Source organism: Streptomyces sp. ME02-8801-2C, from assembly GCF_033793965.1.
In the GTDB taxonomy this organism is placed as follows: domain Bacteria; phylum Actinomycetota; class Actinomycetes; order Streptomycetales; family Streptomycetaceae; genus Streptomyces.
The window spans coordinates 1-15024 of sequence record NZ_JARAXP010000044.1; the positions used below are offsets into that span (position 1 = coordinate 1).

At 70.1% G+C, this 15024-nt stretch carries 11 protein-coding genes; 7 read left to right on the forward strand and 4 right to left on the reverse strand.

The window, feature by feature from the left end; genetic code table 11:
• Window positions 1-399 precede the first annotated feature (399 nt).
• Together PV396_RS44670 and ptsP are read left to right on the forward strand one after the other, a co-directional pair.
• Window positions 400-849, forward strand: a complete 450-nt coding sequence (locus PV396_RS44670) for a PTS glucose transporter subunit IIA (RefSeq protein ID WP_319214124.1) — start codon at window positions 400-402, stop codon at window positions 847-849.
• A gap of 78 nt (window positions 850-927) precedes the next feature.
• The gene (gene ptsP / locus PV396_RS44675) at window positions 928-2598 is read left to right on the forward strand and encodes a phosphoenolpyruvate--protein phosphotransferase (RefSeq protein WP_319214125.1); all 1671 of its coding nucleotides are present in this window, start codon (window positions 928-930) and stop codon (window positions 2596-2598) included.
• A 76-nt stretch (window positions 2599-2674) separates the two neighbouring features.
• Here the strand turns inward: ptsP and PV396_RS44680 are convergent, their stop codons facing one another.
• Window positions 2675-3568: a hypothetical protein gene (locus PV396_RS44680; protein WP_319214126.1), complete on the reverse strand. Its 894-nt coding sequence runs from the start codon at window positions 3566-3568 to the stop codon at window positions 2675-2677.
• A 22-nt stretch (window positions 3569-3590) separates the two neighbouring features.
• A complete protein-coding gene (locus PV396_RS44685; protein ID WP_319214127.1) occupies window positions 3591-4865 on the reverse strand; it encodes an MFS transporter in 1275 nt (424 codons plus the stop codon).
• A 45-nt stretch (window positions 4866-4910) separates the two neighbouring features.
• Here PV396_RS44685 and PV396_RS44690 point away from each other — a divergent pair, with 45 nt between their 5' ends.
• Window positions 4911-6230 carry an aminotransferase class I/II-fold pyridoxal phosphate-dependent enzyme gene (locus tag PV396_RS44690; protein WP_319214128.1) on the forward strand — a complete coding sequence of 440 codons (1320 nt, stop codon included), beginning with the start codon at window positions 4911-4913 and terminating at the stop codon, window positions 6228-6230.
• 19 nt (window positions 6231-6249) lie between these two features.
• On the opposite strand, the gene PV396_RS44695 is transcribed toward PV396_RS44690, so the two are convergent.
• Window positions 6250-8226 carry an acetoacetate--CoA ligase gene (locus PV396_RS44695; RefSeq protein WP_319214129.1) on the reverse strand — a complete coding sequence of 659 codons (1977 nt, stop codon included), beginning with the start codon at window positions 8224-8226 and terminating at the stop codon, window positions 6250-6252.
• 180 nt (window positions 8227-8406) lie between these two features.
• On the opposite strand from PV396_RS44695, the gene PV396_RS44700 reads away from it, so the two are divergent.
• On the forward strand, window positions 8407-10776 hold the full coding sequence (locus tag PV396_RS44700; protein WP_319214130.1) for a glycoside hydrolase family 31 protein: 2370 nt from the start codon (window positions 8407-8409) through the stop codon (window positions 10774-10776).
• A 6-nt stretch (window positions 10777-10782) separates the two neighbouring features.
• Here PV396_RS44700 and PV396_RS44705 read toward each other — a convergent pair whose 3' ends face one another.
• The gene (locus PV396_RS44705; protein WP_319214131.1) at window positions 10783-11316 is read right to left on the reverse strand and encodes an NUDIX domain-containing protein; all 534 of its coding nucleotides are present in this window, start codon (window positions 11314-11316) and stop codon (window positions 10783-10785) included.
• A 249-nt stretch (window positions 11317-11565) separates the two neighbouring features.
• On the opposite strand from PV396_RS44705, the gene PV396_RS44710 reads away from it, so the two are divergent.
• The 3 genes from PV396_RS44710 (at window position 11566) to glpK (ending at window position 14930) form a co-directional block, all read left to right on the forward strand.
• Window positions 11566-11991: a Zn-ribbon domain-containing OB-fold protein gene (locus PV396_RS44710; protein ID WP_319214134.1), complete on the forward strand. Its 426-nt coding sequence runs from the start codon at window positions 11566-11568 to the stop codon at window positions 11989-11991.
• Complete coding sequence (locus PV396_RS44715) at window positions 11988-13178, forward strand: lipid-transfer protein (RefSeq protein ID WP_319214132.1); 1191 nt, start codon at window positions 11988-11990, stop codon at window positions 13176-13178. The genes PV396_RS44710 and PV396_RS44715 overlap by 4 nt, the downstream gene beginning before the upstream one ends.
• 240 nt (window positions 13179-13418) lie before the next feature.
• Complete coding sequence (glpK, locus tag PV396_RS44720; protein WP_319214133.1) at window positions 13419-14930, forward strand: glycerol kinase GlpK; 1512 nt, start codon at window positions 13419-13421, stop codon at window positions 14928-14930.
• Window positions 14931-15024 lie beyond the last annotated feature (94 nt).

A 15024-nucleotide genomic window follows, 5' to 3' on the forward strand; every position in this document is an offset into this window, starting at 1 on the left:
ACGGACGCTTCCTTCGTACTCACCCAAGAGACTCTCTCAGGCTTTCCTCCGGGCAGTTTCCCTTCGGTTCTTGCTGTCTTGCGTTTCCGACTCTATCAGTGTTTTTCCGTCTCCCTGACCACTGTTCAGCAGGCATGCAGAACAGGACCCCGGATAGGATCTGACTAGTTGGATGCTGCCGGGCAAGGACACTTGGTTCGCGTCACTCGGCCTCGAGCAGGATGTCGACTGTACACGGGCGCTCAGAGCGGGTGCAAATCGATTGCCTGCCGCTCCCAGGACGTCAACCGGCGTCTCTCCTACGGAACCGGCACTTCATATGACATACGCTGCTCAACAGTGTGCCGTCCGGGACAGGCAGCGACGGCCCGTACGTATCTCCATCCCCGGGAGGCTTCCTTGACCACCGTGACGTCCCCTCTTGCAGGACGTGCCATCGGACTGGCCGCCGTGCCGGATCCGGTCTTCTCCGGGGCCATGGTCGGCCCCGGAACCGCTGTCGACCCCGTGCGCGAGCCCTCGGAGGTCGTCGCCCCCGTCTCCGGCGTCATCGTCTCGCTCCACCCGCACGCGTTTGTCGTCGTCGACGACGAGGGCCACGGCGTCCTCACTCACCTGGGTATCGACACCGTGCAGCTCAATGGTGAAGGCTTCGAGCTGCTCGTCAACAAGGGCGACACGGTGACGCGGGGCCAGAGCGTGGTGCGCTGGAACCCGGCCGCCGTGGAAGCCGCCGGCAAGTCCCCGGTATGCCCGATCGTGGCGCTCGAGGCCACGCCCGATTCCCTCTCCGATCTTGTTGAAGACGGCGCCGTGAAAGCCGGCGACAGCCTCTTCGGCTGGCAGTGACGTCGGCGCCGGTCCATGACGGCAAGCACGAATATCACCGCGGCGGAGGGACCCGCCGCACTATCGGAGACGGGTGAGATGGAAACAACCCTGCGAGGCGTCGGCGTGAGCCACGGTGTGGCGATCGGCGAGGTCCGGCACATGGGAACGGCAGTACTCGAACCGCCTGCCAAGCAGATCCCGGCAGCGGACGCGGAGCGCGAACAGGGGCGTGCCCGCCAGGCCGTGGACGCTGTCGCCGCAGACCTGACAGCGCGCGGCAATCTGGCCGGCGGTGAGGCCCAGGCGGTGCTCGAGGCACAGGCCATGATGGCCCAGGACCCCGAACTGATGGCGGACGTCGACCGCCGTATCGCGGTCGGCAGTACGGCCGAGCGTGCTGTGTACGACGCGTTCGCCGCGTATCGGGCTCTACTGGCGGGTGCCGGCGAGTACCTCGCTGGTCGTGTGGCCGACCTCGACGACGTGCGGAATCGTATCGTCGCCCGGCTGCTCGGGGTGCCCATGCCCGGGGTCCCCGACAGTGACGAGCCGTACGTCCTCATTGCTCGTGACCTCGCGCCCGCCGACACCGCGCTGCTGGACCCGACCTTGGTCCTCGGCTTCGTCACGGAGGAGGGTGGGCCGACCAGCCACAGCGCGATTTTGGCAAGAGCCCTCGGTGTCCCCGCAGTGGTGGCGTTGCCCGGTGCGGGTGAGCTCGCCGAGGGCACGGTGATCGCGGTGGACGGCAGCACGGGCGAGATCTTCGTGGAACCTAGTGCGGAGAAGAAGGCCGAGTTGGAGGCGGCAGCCGCTCAGCGCAAGGCGGCACTTGCCGCCTCGACCGGGCCGGGGGCCACCTCCGACGGGCACAAGGTGCCGTTGCTGGCGAACGTCGGTGGGCCCACGGACGTGCCGGCCGCCGTCGCGGCCGGGGCGGAGGGGGTCGGTCTCTTCCGTACCGAGTTCCTTTTCCTGGACGACAGCAAGAACGCGCCGTCCGAGGCGAAGCAGATCGAGGCGTACCGGCAGGTTCTCGAGGCCTTCCCCGAGGGGCGTGTCGTCGTTCGGGTGCTCGACGCCGGTGCGGACAAGCCGCTGGACTTCCTGACTCCTGCCGACGAGCCGAACCCGGCTCTGGGCGTGCGCGGCCTTCGGACCCTGCTCGACCACCCCGATGTACTGAGTACGCAGTTGACGGCGCTCGCGAAAGCCGCCGAAGGTCTGCCTGTCTACCTCGAGGTCATGGCTCCGATGGTCGCCGACCGGGCCGATGCCAAGGCGTTCGCGGATGCCTGCCGTGCGGCCGGGCTGCGGGCGAAGTTCGGTGCCATGGTGGAGATCCCGTCGGCCGCCCTGCGGGCACGCTCGATTCTGCAGGAGGTCGAGTTCCTGTCCTTGGGAACCAACGACCTCGCGCAGTACACCTTCGCCGCCGACCGTCAGGTGGGTGCGGTTTCTCGTTTGCAGGATCCCTGGCAGCCGGCGCTTCTCGATCTGGTCGCGCTGTCCGCCGAGGCGGCACACGCAGAGGGCAAGAGCTGTGGCGTCTGTGGTGAGGCTGCGTCGGACCCGCTGCTCGCGTGTGTGTTGATCGGTCTGGGTGTCACCTCTCTTTCCATGGGCGCGGCTTCGATTCCCTATGTGCGGGCGTCGCTGGCCAAGTACACGCTGGCGCAGTGCGAGCGGGCCGCTGCGGCGGCCCGTGCCGCGGACAGCGCTGATGAGGCACGCGACGCCGCTCAGGCAGTGTTGTCGGGCGAGTAGTCGGCCGACCGGCCAGGACCGGTTGTCGTCGAGGGGCGTGCCACTTCGTGTGGGGCGCCCCTCTGCTCTTGTTCGGTCAGTGGGCGTGCCCCGTCATGGGTTCCTCTTCTCCGAGGTCGGGTGGTGTGCAGTAGTCGACGTCCGATTCCGGGGAGATGAGGTCACCCGAGTCGGCGTCGGTGCAGTAGGCGTCGAAGACCTCGCCCGCGGTCAGGGGCCCCACACCGTTCTCGCGCAGGCGCCAGCCGTAGATGCGGTCGCTGCTGCCGGGGACGGTGGTGCGCATGACGAGTCCGCCGGGGCTCTGGGTGGCGATGCCGAGAGCCAGGACCGTGGTGAATTCGAGGACTTCGGCTTCGTCGAGTTCCGTGGCGCCCTCGCTGTCGTCGTCGACATGGAGGACTGCGAGGAGTGTTTCGGCTGGTGTCGTGACACTGCAGACGAGGTGCCTGTTTCCCTTCGGGGCGGTGTCGATGATGCGGACGAGAAGGTTCGAGGCACGGGCGAAGGCCGCGTGTCCGATGTCCTCACCACACGATGCGCAGGCACCGATACGGGCCAGGAGTGTGGCCGCGTACTCCCAGGTCGCCTGTCGGACGGCCTCGTCGACGAGGTCCGGGAGCAGCTCGGCGAGGGGTTGGCCGTCGTAGGCAACCGTGGGGCCGGTGGTGGCCAGTTCCGCGGTGAAGCGGGCGCGGCTGGACTGGGCGTCCGGATCGAGGGCTTTGGCGGTGCAGAATTCGGCGTACTCCTCGGGGTCGAAGAGGGCGACGGTGGTGTGGTTGCCCTGGGCGGCGAGGCTCTTCAGGAGAGCCTCTACTTCGCGCAGGTACTCCGTGTGGTTGTCGAAGGTGAAGGTGCGGTAGCGCCTCATCGTGCGGAAGTCGTGTTCGTCGGTGAGCAGGCCGATGGTGCCCGCGATCTCTCGGCGCAGAACGCGCCGCGAGGTCCCGTGTCCGGTGTTCGCCATGGTTCCCCCTGTACGCAGTCGATCAATGCTCACTCACAGTAACCGGAGCCACTGACAACGGGCCTCGGGTCAGTCGGGCGCGGACCAGGCGGTGTTGGATCAGGCAGGTCACAGCGATGCCGGCTCCGAAGGCGGTCCAGCCGAGAGGGCCGGTGGCAATGGCCGCCGTGACAGCCAGTGGTCCGATGCTGCGCTGGACGGCCTGTGCGAGCCCGTGGACACCGAGGTACGCGCCCTGGGCGCTGTCGGAGGCCAGGGCGACGGAGAGTTCCCAGGAGACGGTGGCATGGAGCATCTCGGCCAGGGTGAACGCGGCGGCAGACGCGGTGAGGAACAAGATCGCGGAGGTGGCCGTGCCGGTTGCCGAGAGGGCCATGGTGGTCCCGCCCAGGACGAAGACCGCGGAGAGCGGGAGCAGGAGTGCGCGAGCGGCCCTGGTGGTGGCGCCGAATCGGGCCAGGGGGACCTGGAGCGCCACCACCATCACGTTGTTGAGGACCATCAGCAGCGGTGCGAGGCCGGTCGGTGCGTTGCCGGTGTGGGCGATCCAGAGGGGCAGGCCGACCTTGAAGACGGCGTCGTCGAGGAAGAGGACCGCTTCGGTCGCGACGTACGCGAGGTAGGTGCGATCGCGCCAGGGATTCGCCGTTGTGGTCCTGGGTGCGGGGGCTGACGACGTGGTCACCGCGCGGGAGATGGAAGGGGGTTCCGCACAGCCGAGGGTGAGGATGGCGGTGGCGACGAACGAGAGCGCGTCGCCTATGAGAAGCCATTGGTAGGCCGTGGTCGTGCCGAGAGCCAGGGCCGCGGCGGCGGCGAGACCGCCGAGGGCCCAGCCCGCGTTGGCGGCCGTCCGGTTGATCGCCTGGTACCGGACGCGGTGCGGTCCGGCGACGCGGGTGGCGTAGAGCTTGGTGATGACGCTCGACGCGCGGTCGCCGAAGCCGCCGACGGCCGTACACGCGAGGAGTACCGCGTAGTGGTCGGTCGCCAGCAGGACGAACGAGGCGAGAGCGCGTGTCACTTGGACGGCGATCAGGACGCGGGTCAGGGGGAAGCGGTCGGCGAGGCGGCCGCCTATCGGTGCGCCGGCGATGCCGACGACTCCTGCGGCGGCGACGAGCGTGCCGATCTCCGTGACGGAGAGGCCGGTGACATAGGTGAAGTACAGGACGGAGACGGATGCCCACAGGCCGCTGCCGACGCGGTCGACGAGGGTGATCAGGAGCATTCTGCGGCCGTCGGAACCTCCTGGTACGCGGTCGGTCCAGGCAGTCGCGCGGCGCAGCGGTTTCATGTTTCCCCCTTGCGTGAATTTATGTACTGATACATAATCTTCAACGTGGCAACACAATATGGGATCAGTGGTGCGACGGCCAGGGAAATTGCCGCGTCCGTCGAACGAGGCGTGTCCGAAGGGTCGTTGGGGCCGGAGGCGGCGCTGCCTCCGGTGCGTCGGCTCGCCGATGAGCTGGGCGTGAGTCCGGGGACGGTCGCGACGGCCTACAAGGAGTTGCGGCAGCGCGGGATCGTGGTCACTCGCGGCCGGGGCGGGACGGTCGTCGCGGCTGCTCCGTCAGTCGCCTCACGACGGCCTCCCAAAGTCCCGCACGGGCTGCGCGACTTGGCCGGCGGGCACCCTGATCCCGCCCTGCTCCCCCGGTTGCTGCCACCCTCACGTCTTTCGTCGGGCGCCCGCTCGCATCGCGCGACGCCCAGGCTGCCGCGGCTGGAACACACCGTCCGGGAGTGGCTCGGTGGCGACGGGGTGCTGACGGAGCACGTGGTCTTCGCCCATGGAGCGCTGGATCTGATCGGGCGGCTGCTGTCGGTGGAGCTGCGCCCCGGCGACGCGGTGGCCATGGAGGACCCGGGTTACCACCATCTGCTTGATCTGGTGTCCGCGTTGGGGCTGCGCAACGTCCCCGTCGCCGTGGACGACGAGGGGCTGCTTCCGGACGCGCTGCGACGAGCGCTGCGGGCGGGTGTGCGAGCCGTCGTGTGCAGTCCGCGCGGGCAGAATCCGCGCGGCGGGTGCTTCTCGGCGGAGCGCCGGGACGCGCTTGTCTCGGTGCTCCGAGAGGAGCCGGAGGTTCTCGTGGTGGAGAACGATCACGCGTCGGCCGTAGCGAACGCGCCCCTGTACACGCTGTCCTCGGCGGGACTGGCCCGATGGGTACATGTCCGCACGGTGAGCAAGTTCCTGGGGACCGACCTGCGATGGGCGGCGGCGGCCTGTGACCCCACCACACTGGCCCGCCACGACGGCCGGATGCTGCTGACATCCGGGTGGGTCAGCCACCTGCTCCAGGAGACCGTGTACGGACTGATGACGGACGACGGCACGCGCGCGTTGGTTGCCCGTGCGCGGGAAACGTACTCGCTCCGGCGGCACACGCTCCTGCAGGAGTTGGACCGGCACGGTATCCCGGCCCACGGGGCCAGTGGGATGAACGTCTGGGTGCCCGTGCCCGACGAGTCCGCTGTGGTGAACGGGCTTCGGTCGTACGGTTGGTGGGTCGCGGCCGGGGCGCGGTTCCGGCTGGCGTCCGGGCCTGCCGTACGGATCGCGGTGGCTGATCTCCAGTCGGCCGACGCGGCACGGCTGGCCTCGGACTTCGCCGCCGTGCTGGTCGAGTCCGAGGCCACCTACGGGGGTTGACCGGCAAATCCGAGCGCCGTCAGGCCCGTTTGCGGGCAAGCTCCTCGTAGAAACGCAGCAGGTCGAGGTTGTCGACGGAACCGGGGTTCACCGCCTTGTCCAGGGGGCTGCCCTGGAGGAGGCGCTTCACCGGGACCTCGATGCGTTTGCCGGTGAGGGTGTGCGGAACGCCGGGGACCTCGATGACCTCGTCGGGGACGTGGCGCGGGGAGAGCTGCTCCCGGATGGTCTTCTTGATGCGGTTCAGGAGGGCCTCGTCGAGGACGGCTCCGGGCGCGAGGTGGACGAAAAGCGGCATCCAGTAACCGCCGTCGGGTTGTTCGACGCCGATGACCAGGGATTCCTTGATCTCGGGGAGTCGTTCGACGGCTTCGTAGATGTCGGCCGACCCCATGCGTACGCCCTGCCTGTTGAGCGTGGAGTCGGAGCGGCCGTGGATGATCACGGAGCCTCGCGAGGTGAGAGTGATCCAGTCGCCGTGGCGCCAGACACCGGGGTAGGTGTCGAAGTAACTGTCGTGGTAGCGGGTGCCGTCGGGGTCGTTCCAGAAGTGGATCGGCATGGACGGCATCGGGTTGGCGACGACGAGTTCGCCGACCTCGTCGACGAGGGGCCGGCCGCTCGGGTCCCAGGCCTGGAGGTCGGTGCCCAGTCCGGGCGCCTGGAGTTCGCCGATGTGCACCGGGAGGGTCGGCACCGCTCCCGCGAAGCAGGAGCACACGTCTGTGCCACCGCTGACCGAGGCGATCCACAGGGCGGCCCCGCTGTCCGCGAACTCGTCGTGCAGCCAGCGGAATCCGTCGGGGGGCAGCGGCGATCCGGTCGTGGCGACACACTGCACCTTGGACAGGTCGAAGTCCCGGGACGGGTGGACTCCGGCCTTGCGGCACGCCATGACGTACGCGGCCGAGGTGCCGAAGAGGGTCGCCCCCGTGCGTTCCACGATCCGCCACTGGGCGCCCGTGTCGGGGTAGCCGGGGCTGCCGTCGTAGAGGACGATCGTGGTGCCCGTCAGGAGGCCGGAGACGAGGAAGTTCCACATCATCCAGCCGGTGGACGTGTACCAGAAGAAGCGATCCTCCGGTCCGAGGTCGCAGTGCAGGCCGAGTTGTTTGAGGTGCTCGACGAGGATGCCGCCCTGGGACTGGACGATGGCCTTGGGGAGGCCGGTCGTGCCCGAGGAGTAGAGCACCCACAGGGGGTGGTCGAAGGCGACCTGTTCGTAGACGGGTGGCACATCCGCCGATGTGACGGCGGACCATTCCAGGGCGCCCTCGGGGGGCTCGGTGCCGAGCAGCGGGATGTGGACGACGGCTCGCAGGGAGGGCAGTTCGCGGCGGAGTTCCGCGACCGTGTCACGGCGGTCGTGCTCCTTGCCGCCGTAGCGGTAGCCGTCGACGGTGAACAGCACGACCGGTTCGACCTGCTGGAAGCGGTCGAGGACGCTACGGGCGCCGAAGTCGGGGGCGCAGGACGTCCATACGCCGCCCACCGCGGCCGTGGCGAGCAGGGCGACCACGGCTTCCGGAACGTTCGGGAGGTAGCCGCTCACGCGGTCTCCCGGTCGCACTCCGAGGGCGCGCAGCTCTGCGGCGAGGGAGCCGACCTGGCGGCGCAGCTCGGACCAGGTCACCGGGCGGGGTTCGTGGGTCTCGTCGACGTGCAGGAGGGCCGGTTCGTCCGCGCGCGTGTCCGCGGCGCGCAGGGCGTGCTCGGCGTAGTTGAGCGTCGCCCCGGGGAACCATTCGGCGCCGGGCATCGAGCGATCGCCGAGCACGCGCGCGTAGGGCGTCGAAAAGCGTACGTCGAACCACTCGGTGACGGCTTGCCAGAACGAGTCGAGTTGGTCCACCGACCAGCGGTGCAGCGCCGCGTAGCCGCCGTCGGCGGGGGCTCCGTGGTACTCGGCCGCCCACGCCTGGAACTTGGTCATCCGGGCCCGTGCGATGCGTTCTCGGTCGGGCTGCCAGAGAGGCGTGGGGTTCGTGGTGGACATGCGGCGGCTCCGGGATGTGCGCGGGACACGGCTGAGACGGACCATGCCATCTGATCGACTCCGGCACCAGGGTGCGCCGCGCCGGGGTCGTGTCATGGAGATGAAGATGTGGCCTTTACCAGGGTGAACGGCTGCCGAACAATACGCACATCGGGTGAAGTCAGTGGCAGGCTGAGCAGCATGAACGGTCGTGACCTGGTGCGCTCGGTGAAGGCGGTCGGTTCGGCGGGGGCGGCCCAGGGCTTGCGTACCGTGCGGGCCGCCTGGCGCAGGAGACGTGCCGATGCCGCCGGGCTGCCTCCTCGGGGCACCGAGCGCGCGCGGGTGCCCGGGCTCGTGCGCGACGGGGAGCCGGAGCCCGGTGGCGGTGTCGTCCGGTTCGCGCGGTCCGAGCTGCGGATCATCGTGGCCGTCAACGGGGCGGTCTTCTGGGGCTGGGACGGGGCCGGTCCCGAACCGTCGTACGCCCTCGTCGGCCGCTGTCCGGAGCCGGATCCCCGTGCCTCTCTCGAGCCGGACAAGGACGGTGGCTGGCGGGTCGTGGCCGAGCGGGTGACGGTCGTGGTCTCGCGGCACGGCGCGGTGGAGGTGCTCACCCCCGGAGGGGTCAGCGTGCGACGGGAGCTGCCGCCCCGCTGGTGGGAGCCCGTGGGCGGCGGCTCGAGCCGGTGGATGCAGCGCTCCGAGGTGGCCGCGGACGCGCGGTTCTTCGGGCTCGGCGGGCGCGCCTCGGGACTGCGGCTGCGCGATGGGACGTACCGCCTGTGGAACACGGATCCCGGTCGCGCCTTCGGTCCGGGTGACGATCCGCTGCACATCACCATGCCGGTGCAGTTGGTGGTGGCCGACGTGGCGACCCATCTGGTGTTCCAGGACACCTCCTGGGACGGCACGGTGACCGTGCGGGAGGGTGAGGAGGGGGCGGGTTCCGGGCACGACCGGGCCGGTACGAGCGAGCTGCGGATGGACGGTGGGCCGCTGCGCTGCTGGATGATGGTGGGCACTCCCGCGCGCGTGCTGCACACCTGGGCCACGCTCACGGGTGCCCCCGCGCTGCCGCCCGCGTGGGCGCTGGGCCATCATCACGCCCGCTGGGGCTCCGGCGGCGAGCAGGAGGTCCGGCGGATCGTCGCCGGCCACCAGGAGCACGATCTGCCGCTCGACGCCGTGCACCTCGACATCGGCCACTTCGAGGGAGAGCAGGCGTTCACCGTCGACCAGGAGCGGTATCCCAAGCTGCCGGCCCTCGCCGAGGATCTGCGGCGCGAGGGGATCCGGCTGGTGTCGGTCGTCGACCCGGCGGTCAAGGCCGAGATCGGCAGCGCCGTGTACGACAGCGGGAGCGCCGAGGACGCGTTCGTCCGGGATGCGTCGGGGCAGCTCGTACGAGGTGTCGCCCGGTCCGGGGATTCGGTCCACCCGGATTTCACGCACGCACGCGTGCGCGCTTGGTGGGGCCGGCTGTACGAGGAGCGGCTGGGGCAGGGGTTCGCGGGGTTCTGGCACGACATGAACGAGCCGACATCCTTCACCGCTTTCGGGGAGTCGACCTTGCCGCGGTCGGCCCGGCACGCGCTGGAGGGGCTCGGCGGCGATCATCGCGAGGCGCACAACGTGTACGCGCTGTGCATGGCCAGATCCGCTTACGAGGGGCTTCGCGAACTGGCGCCGGAGGAGCGGCCGTTCATATTCTCCCGCTCCGGGTGGGCCGGTATGCAGCGTTACGGCGGGGCTTGGTTCGGCGGCGTGGCGACGGGCTGGCCGGGGCTGCGGGCGTCGCTGTCGCTGGTCATGGGCCTCGGGCTGTGCGGAGTGCCCTACTCGGGCTCCGATGTGGGCGGCTTCGGCGGGAACCCGTCGTCCGAGCTGTATCTGCGGTGGCTCCAACTGGGCGCCTGTCTGCCGCTGTTCCGCACGCGCGCGAGTCATCGGCCGGCGGCGGGCGGGGAGCCTTGGGAGTTCGGTGCGGACGTCCTCGCCCACGCGCGCGGGATACTCGTCGAGCGTCGGCGCCTGGTGCCGTACTTCATGACGCTGGCGCATCTGGCGCGACGTACGGGGGCGCCCTATGTGCGGCCCCTGTGGTGGGGGGCGCCGGAGGACCGGGCGTTGCGGGGCTGCGAGGACGCTTTCTTTCTGGGTGACTGTCTTCTGGTGGCGCCTGTGCTCGAGCCGGGTGTGGTCCGGCGGACGGTGCGGTTGCCGCGCGGGCGCTGGTACGACACGGCGACGGAGCGGGCGTACGAGGGACCCGGTCAGGTGCTGATCGAGGCCCCTTTGTCGCGGATTCCCGTTCTCGCGCGCGCGGGCGCCGTTGTGCCTGTCCGGGGCGATGACGGCGGCCTGGAGCTGGAGGTGTGGGCGCCCGCCTCTGGACGGACCGGGGGCGGGCTGGTGGTGCCGGACGCGGGTGACGGGTGGGACGAGCCGGAGATCGAGCGGTACGTCACGCGCTGGGAGGGGAGGCGGGTGGTCGTCGAGCTGGAGGGGGACGACGGTGTGACCGAGCCTCGCCGTCCCGTGCGCGTGCGGGGGCTGGGCGGGCGCTGAGCGTGCTCAGTAGCGGCCCTCGAACCAGGCGCGGGCGGCGACCGTGTGCAGCGGGAAGGCGAGCTCCTGCGGCCGGCGCAGGAGGTGCCAGCCGTCCGTCTCGTCCGTGGCGGCAGACTGCGGCAGTTGGTCGGCGGGGCGTTCCGGGAGGGTGCCGAAGAGCAGCAGGTGCCCGTCGGGCGAGCTCAGCGCGTCGACGAGCCGGACGTCGCGGCTCGCGGCCTCGATGCCCGTCTCCTCCCTGAGCTCGCGGACAAGGGCCTGGCGCCAGTCCTCGCGATGGTCGACGTAACCGCCGGGCAGGGCGATGCCTCCGCGCGCGGGGGCGATGGTTCGGGTGATGACGACCAGGGCGGTGCCCTTGGTGTCGTACACGGGCTGGAGTGCCACCGCGACGGGCAGCGGGTTGCGGTAGGCCGCGGTGCCGCAGGCGGGGCACGTACGGGGCCAGTCGGAAACGCCCTCTCCGTAGGGCGCTCCGCAGCTCGAACAGTGGGAGCCGGGCGCGGAGTTGTCGGTCGACAGTTGGTTTACGGACACGCGGCGGACTGTATCCGATCATGTGGACGACGCTCCTCCGGGGGCTCCTCGGAGCACCCGCGTGCGGCAGCGGGGGACGGCCGGAACCACCCCCGTGGGCCCCCGGCCGTCCCTACCGACTACGACGACGCGCACAGGGCGTGCGTGGTTCTGTCCGACGGCTGCCCAATCCGGGATGACCGTGGCACACTTCTGACGTTCCGTCAGATCCGGTTTTCTGGAGGGGATGTGGCCCGTACCCGCACACCTGTGGTCGCCGGGTGGTTCAGGGAGGACGGGGACGGTTTCCGGCTTCTCGGTACGCGTTGTTCGGCCTGTACCTCGGTCTTCTTCCCCCGTGAGGACGTCCATTGCCGCAATCCGGGGTGCCGGGGCGGCGAGTTGGACGAGGTCCCGCTGTCCCGGCGCGGGCGCGTCTGGTCGTACACCGACAGCCGGTACCGGCCTCCGTCACCCTATGTGACCGACCCGGAACTTCCGTGGGAGCCGTACGCGTTGATCGCTGTGGAGCTGGAGTCCGAGCGGATGGTGGTACTGGGACAGGCGGTTCCCGGAGTCACCGTCGCCGATCTGACGGTGGGTATGGAGGTGGAGGTCGTCCCGGGTGTGCTGCACGAGGACGCGGAGACGACCTGGACGACCTGGCACTGGCGGCCGACGGGGGTGGTGGGATGACCGGAGAGGTGGCGGTGCTCGGCGTGGGCATGCATCCCTGGGGCAAGTGGGGGCGCGGCTTCACCGAGTACGGCGCGGCGGCCGCGCGCGCGGCGCTCGCCGACGCGGGGGTGGACTGGCGGGAGGTCGACTCGGTAGTCGGCGCGGCCACTGTGCGTGGCGGATATCCCGGGTATGTGGCGGGGGCGACGTTCGCCAAGGCGCTGGGCTGGCAGGGCGCCCGGGTGACCAGCGTGTACGCGGCGTGCGCGTCCGGGGCGCAGGCGATCGCCGCGGCACGCGCGCAGATCCTCGCCGGGCTCGCGGAGGTGGTGCTCGTCGTGGGCGCGGACTCGGCCCCGAAGGGGTTCTTCCGGCCGGCCGGCGGGGACCGGGCCGACGACCCGGACTGGCTGCGGTTCAGGGTCCTCGGCGCGACGAACCCGACATACTTCGGACTGTACGCACGCCGGCGAATGGCCGTCCACGGCGACACCCTGGAAGACTTCGCGCAGGTCAAGGTGAAGAACGCCGCCCTGGGCGCGCTCAACCCCAACGCGCGCTACCGCAAACGGGTCACCGCCGACGAGGTCGCCGCGTCCGCGGTGGTCGCCGATCCGCTGCGGCTGCTCGACATCTGCGCGACCTCGGACGGCGGCGCCGCTCTGGTGCTGACCGGCATGGAGTTCGCGCGTCGACACGGGGTGGCGGAACCGGTGCGGATCCGGGCGGTGTCCACGATGACGCCCCGGTACCCCACCACCGTGCTGGACCTGCCGGACATCGCGACGGACTCGGCGGTGGCGGTGCGGCCGGCGGACGGGACCTTCCGCTCGTCGATCGTGCGCGGGGCCTACGAGGAGGCGGGCATCGGCCCGGAGGACCTCTCACTGGCCGAGGTCTACGACCTGTCGACGGCCCTGGAGCTGCAGTGGTACGAAGATCTGGATCTGTGCCGTGAGGGCGAGGCGGCGAAGCTGCTGCGGGAGGGCGCGACGGCACTGGGCGGCCGGATACCCGTCAACACCAGTGGTGGACTCGCCTCCTTCGGGGAGGCGGTGCCCGCGCAGGCCATCGCCCAGGTGTGCGAGCTGACCTGGCAGCTACGAGGCGCCGCCGGTGACCGGCAGGTCCCGGGGGCACGCGTGGGCATCACGGCCAATCAGGGCCTGTTCGGGCACGGTTCGTCGGTGATCGCGGTGCGGTGAGGCAACGCTGATTGCCGTCGCCGACCTTGACGCCCCCGGGACGTCGGAGAACACTGCCCGTGTCGGTCGACCTCGCCGCACATTCTCGGCGTACGAAGACAATGCGCCGTGCGTGACCCGTTCGGCTCATGGGCCCGCTCCCCTGCGCGCGATGCGGCTGCGACAGCACGCGCTCGTCTCGGTGAAGTAACCATGGGAACGCACTCTGCGGCTTCCGGAGCTTCCCACGAAGGGGACGTCATGACGGACAAGTTCGTCGCCGCGATCGACCAGGGCACCACGTCCAGCCGCTGCATCGTCTTCGACCAGGGCGGCGCGATCGTCGCCGTCGACCAGCGTGAGCACCGGCAGATCTTCCCCAAGCCCGGGTGGGTGGAACACGACGCCACCGAGATCTGGTCGAAGGTGCAGGCGGTGGTGGCGGGCGCACTCGCCAAGGCCGGGCTGCGCGCCGATCAGCTCAGCGCCCTCGGCATCACCAACCAGCGCGAGACGACCGTCCTGTGGGACCGCGCCACGGGCAAGCCGGTCCACAACGCGATCGTCTGGCAGGACACCCGTACGGCGGCGCTCTGCCACGAACTCGGCGGCGCCGACGGGCAGGACCGTTTCCGCGAGCGGACGGGACTGCCGCTGGCCAGCTACTTCTCCGGGCCCAAGGCGGCCTGGCTGCTGGACAACGTGCCGGGGCTGCGTGCCCGCGCCGAGCGCGGGGAGATCGCCTTCGGCACCGTCGACTCCTGGCTGATCTGGAACCTGACGGGAGGTACCGACGGCGGACGGCATGTCACCGACGTGACCAACGCCGGCCGGACCATGCTGATGGACCTGGAGAGCCTCCAGTGGGACGCGTCCATCCTGTCCGCGATGAACGTCCCCGAGAAGATCCTCCCCGAGATCAGGTCCTCGTCCGAGGTGTACGGCACAGCGGTGGGCCAACTCGCGGGCGTACCCGTGGCCTCCGCGCTGGGCGACCAGCAGGCCGCGGTGTTCGGCCAGGCCTGCTACGACGCGGGGACGGCCAAGAACACGTACGGCACCGGCAGTTTCCTGCTGCTCAACACCGGTCACCGTCCCGTTCCCTCGAAGAACGGTCTGCTGACCACGATGGGTTACAAGATCGGCGGTGAGGCGCCCGTCTACTGCCTCGAGGGGTCCATCGCGATCACCGGCGCGCTGGTGCAGTGGTTCCGCGACCAGCTCGGCATCATCCGTACCGCCGACGAGATCGAGACGCTCGCGAGGAGCGTCGACGACAACGGCGGGGCGTACATCGTGCCCGCGTTCTCCGGCCTGTTCGCGCCCTACTGGCGCTCCGACGCGCGCGGGGTGGTCACCGGCCTCACGCGGTACGTGACCAAGGGGCACCTGGCGCGCGCCGTGCTGGAGGCGACGAGCTGGCAGACGCGGGAGGTCGTGGACGCCATGTTCCAGGACTCCGGGGTCAGCATCACGACCCTGAAGGTGGACGGCGGCATGACGAAGAACAGCCTGCTGATGCAGCACCAGGCGGACGTCCTCGGCGTGCCGGTCATCCGTCCGAAGATCTCCGAGACGACCTGCTTGGGAGCGGCGTACGCGGCCGGGCTCGCCACCGGGGTGTGGAACGACCTCGACGAGCTGACATCGCACTGGCAGCGGGACGTCGAGTGGATGCCCGCCATGGAGGCGTCGGTCCGCGAGCGCGAGTACCGCAACTGGCGCAAGGCCGTGGAGAAGAGCTTCGGCTGGGAGGAGGACGGTCGGAGCTAGTAGTGCTTGGTCAGGTTCGTATGTGTGTGGGTATGTCGCGGTGGCAGGTGGGGCAGGCGCCGGCCCAGAGGGCGAGGAGTGTCTGTAGCTCGCG

Bases quoted from the DNA above. Each gene is read 5' to 3' on its own strand.
- ptsP (WP_319214125.1), top strand. From the start codon at position 928: ATGGAAACAACCCTGCGAGGCGTCGGCGTGAGCCACGGTGTGGCGATC.
- PV396_RS44680 (WP_319214126.1), bottom strand. From the start codon at position 3,568: ATGGCGAACACCGGACACGGGACCTCGCGGCGCGTTCTGCGCCGAGAG.
- PV396_RS44685 (WP_319214127.1), bottom strand. From the start codon at position 4,865: ATGAAACCGCTGCGCCGCGCGACTGCCTGGACCGACCGCGTACCAGGA.
- PV396_RS44695 (WP_319214129.1), bottom strand. From the start codon at position 8,226: ATGTCCACCACGAACCCCACGCCTCTCTGGCAGCCCGACCGAGAACGC.
- PV396_RS44700 (WP_319214130.1), top strand. From the start codon at position 8,407: ATGAACGGTCGTGACCTGGTGCGCTCGGTGAAGGCGGTCGGTTCGGCG.
- PV396_RS44715 (WP_319214132.1), top strand. From the start codon at position 11,988: ATGACCGGAGAGGTGGCGGTGCTCGGCGTGGGCATGCATCCCTGGGGC.
- glpK (WP_319214133.1), top strand. From the start codon at position 13,419: ATGACGGACAAGTTCGTCGCCGCGATCGACCAGGGCACCACGTCCAGC.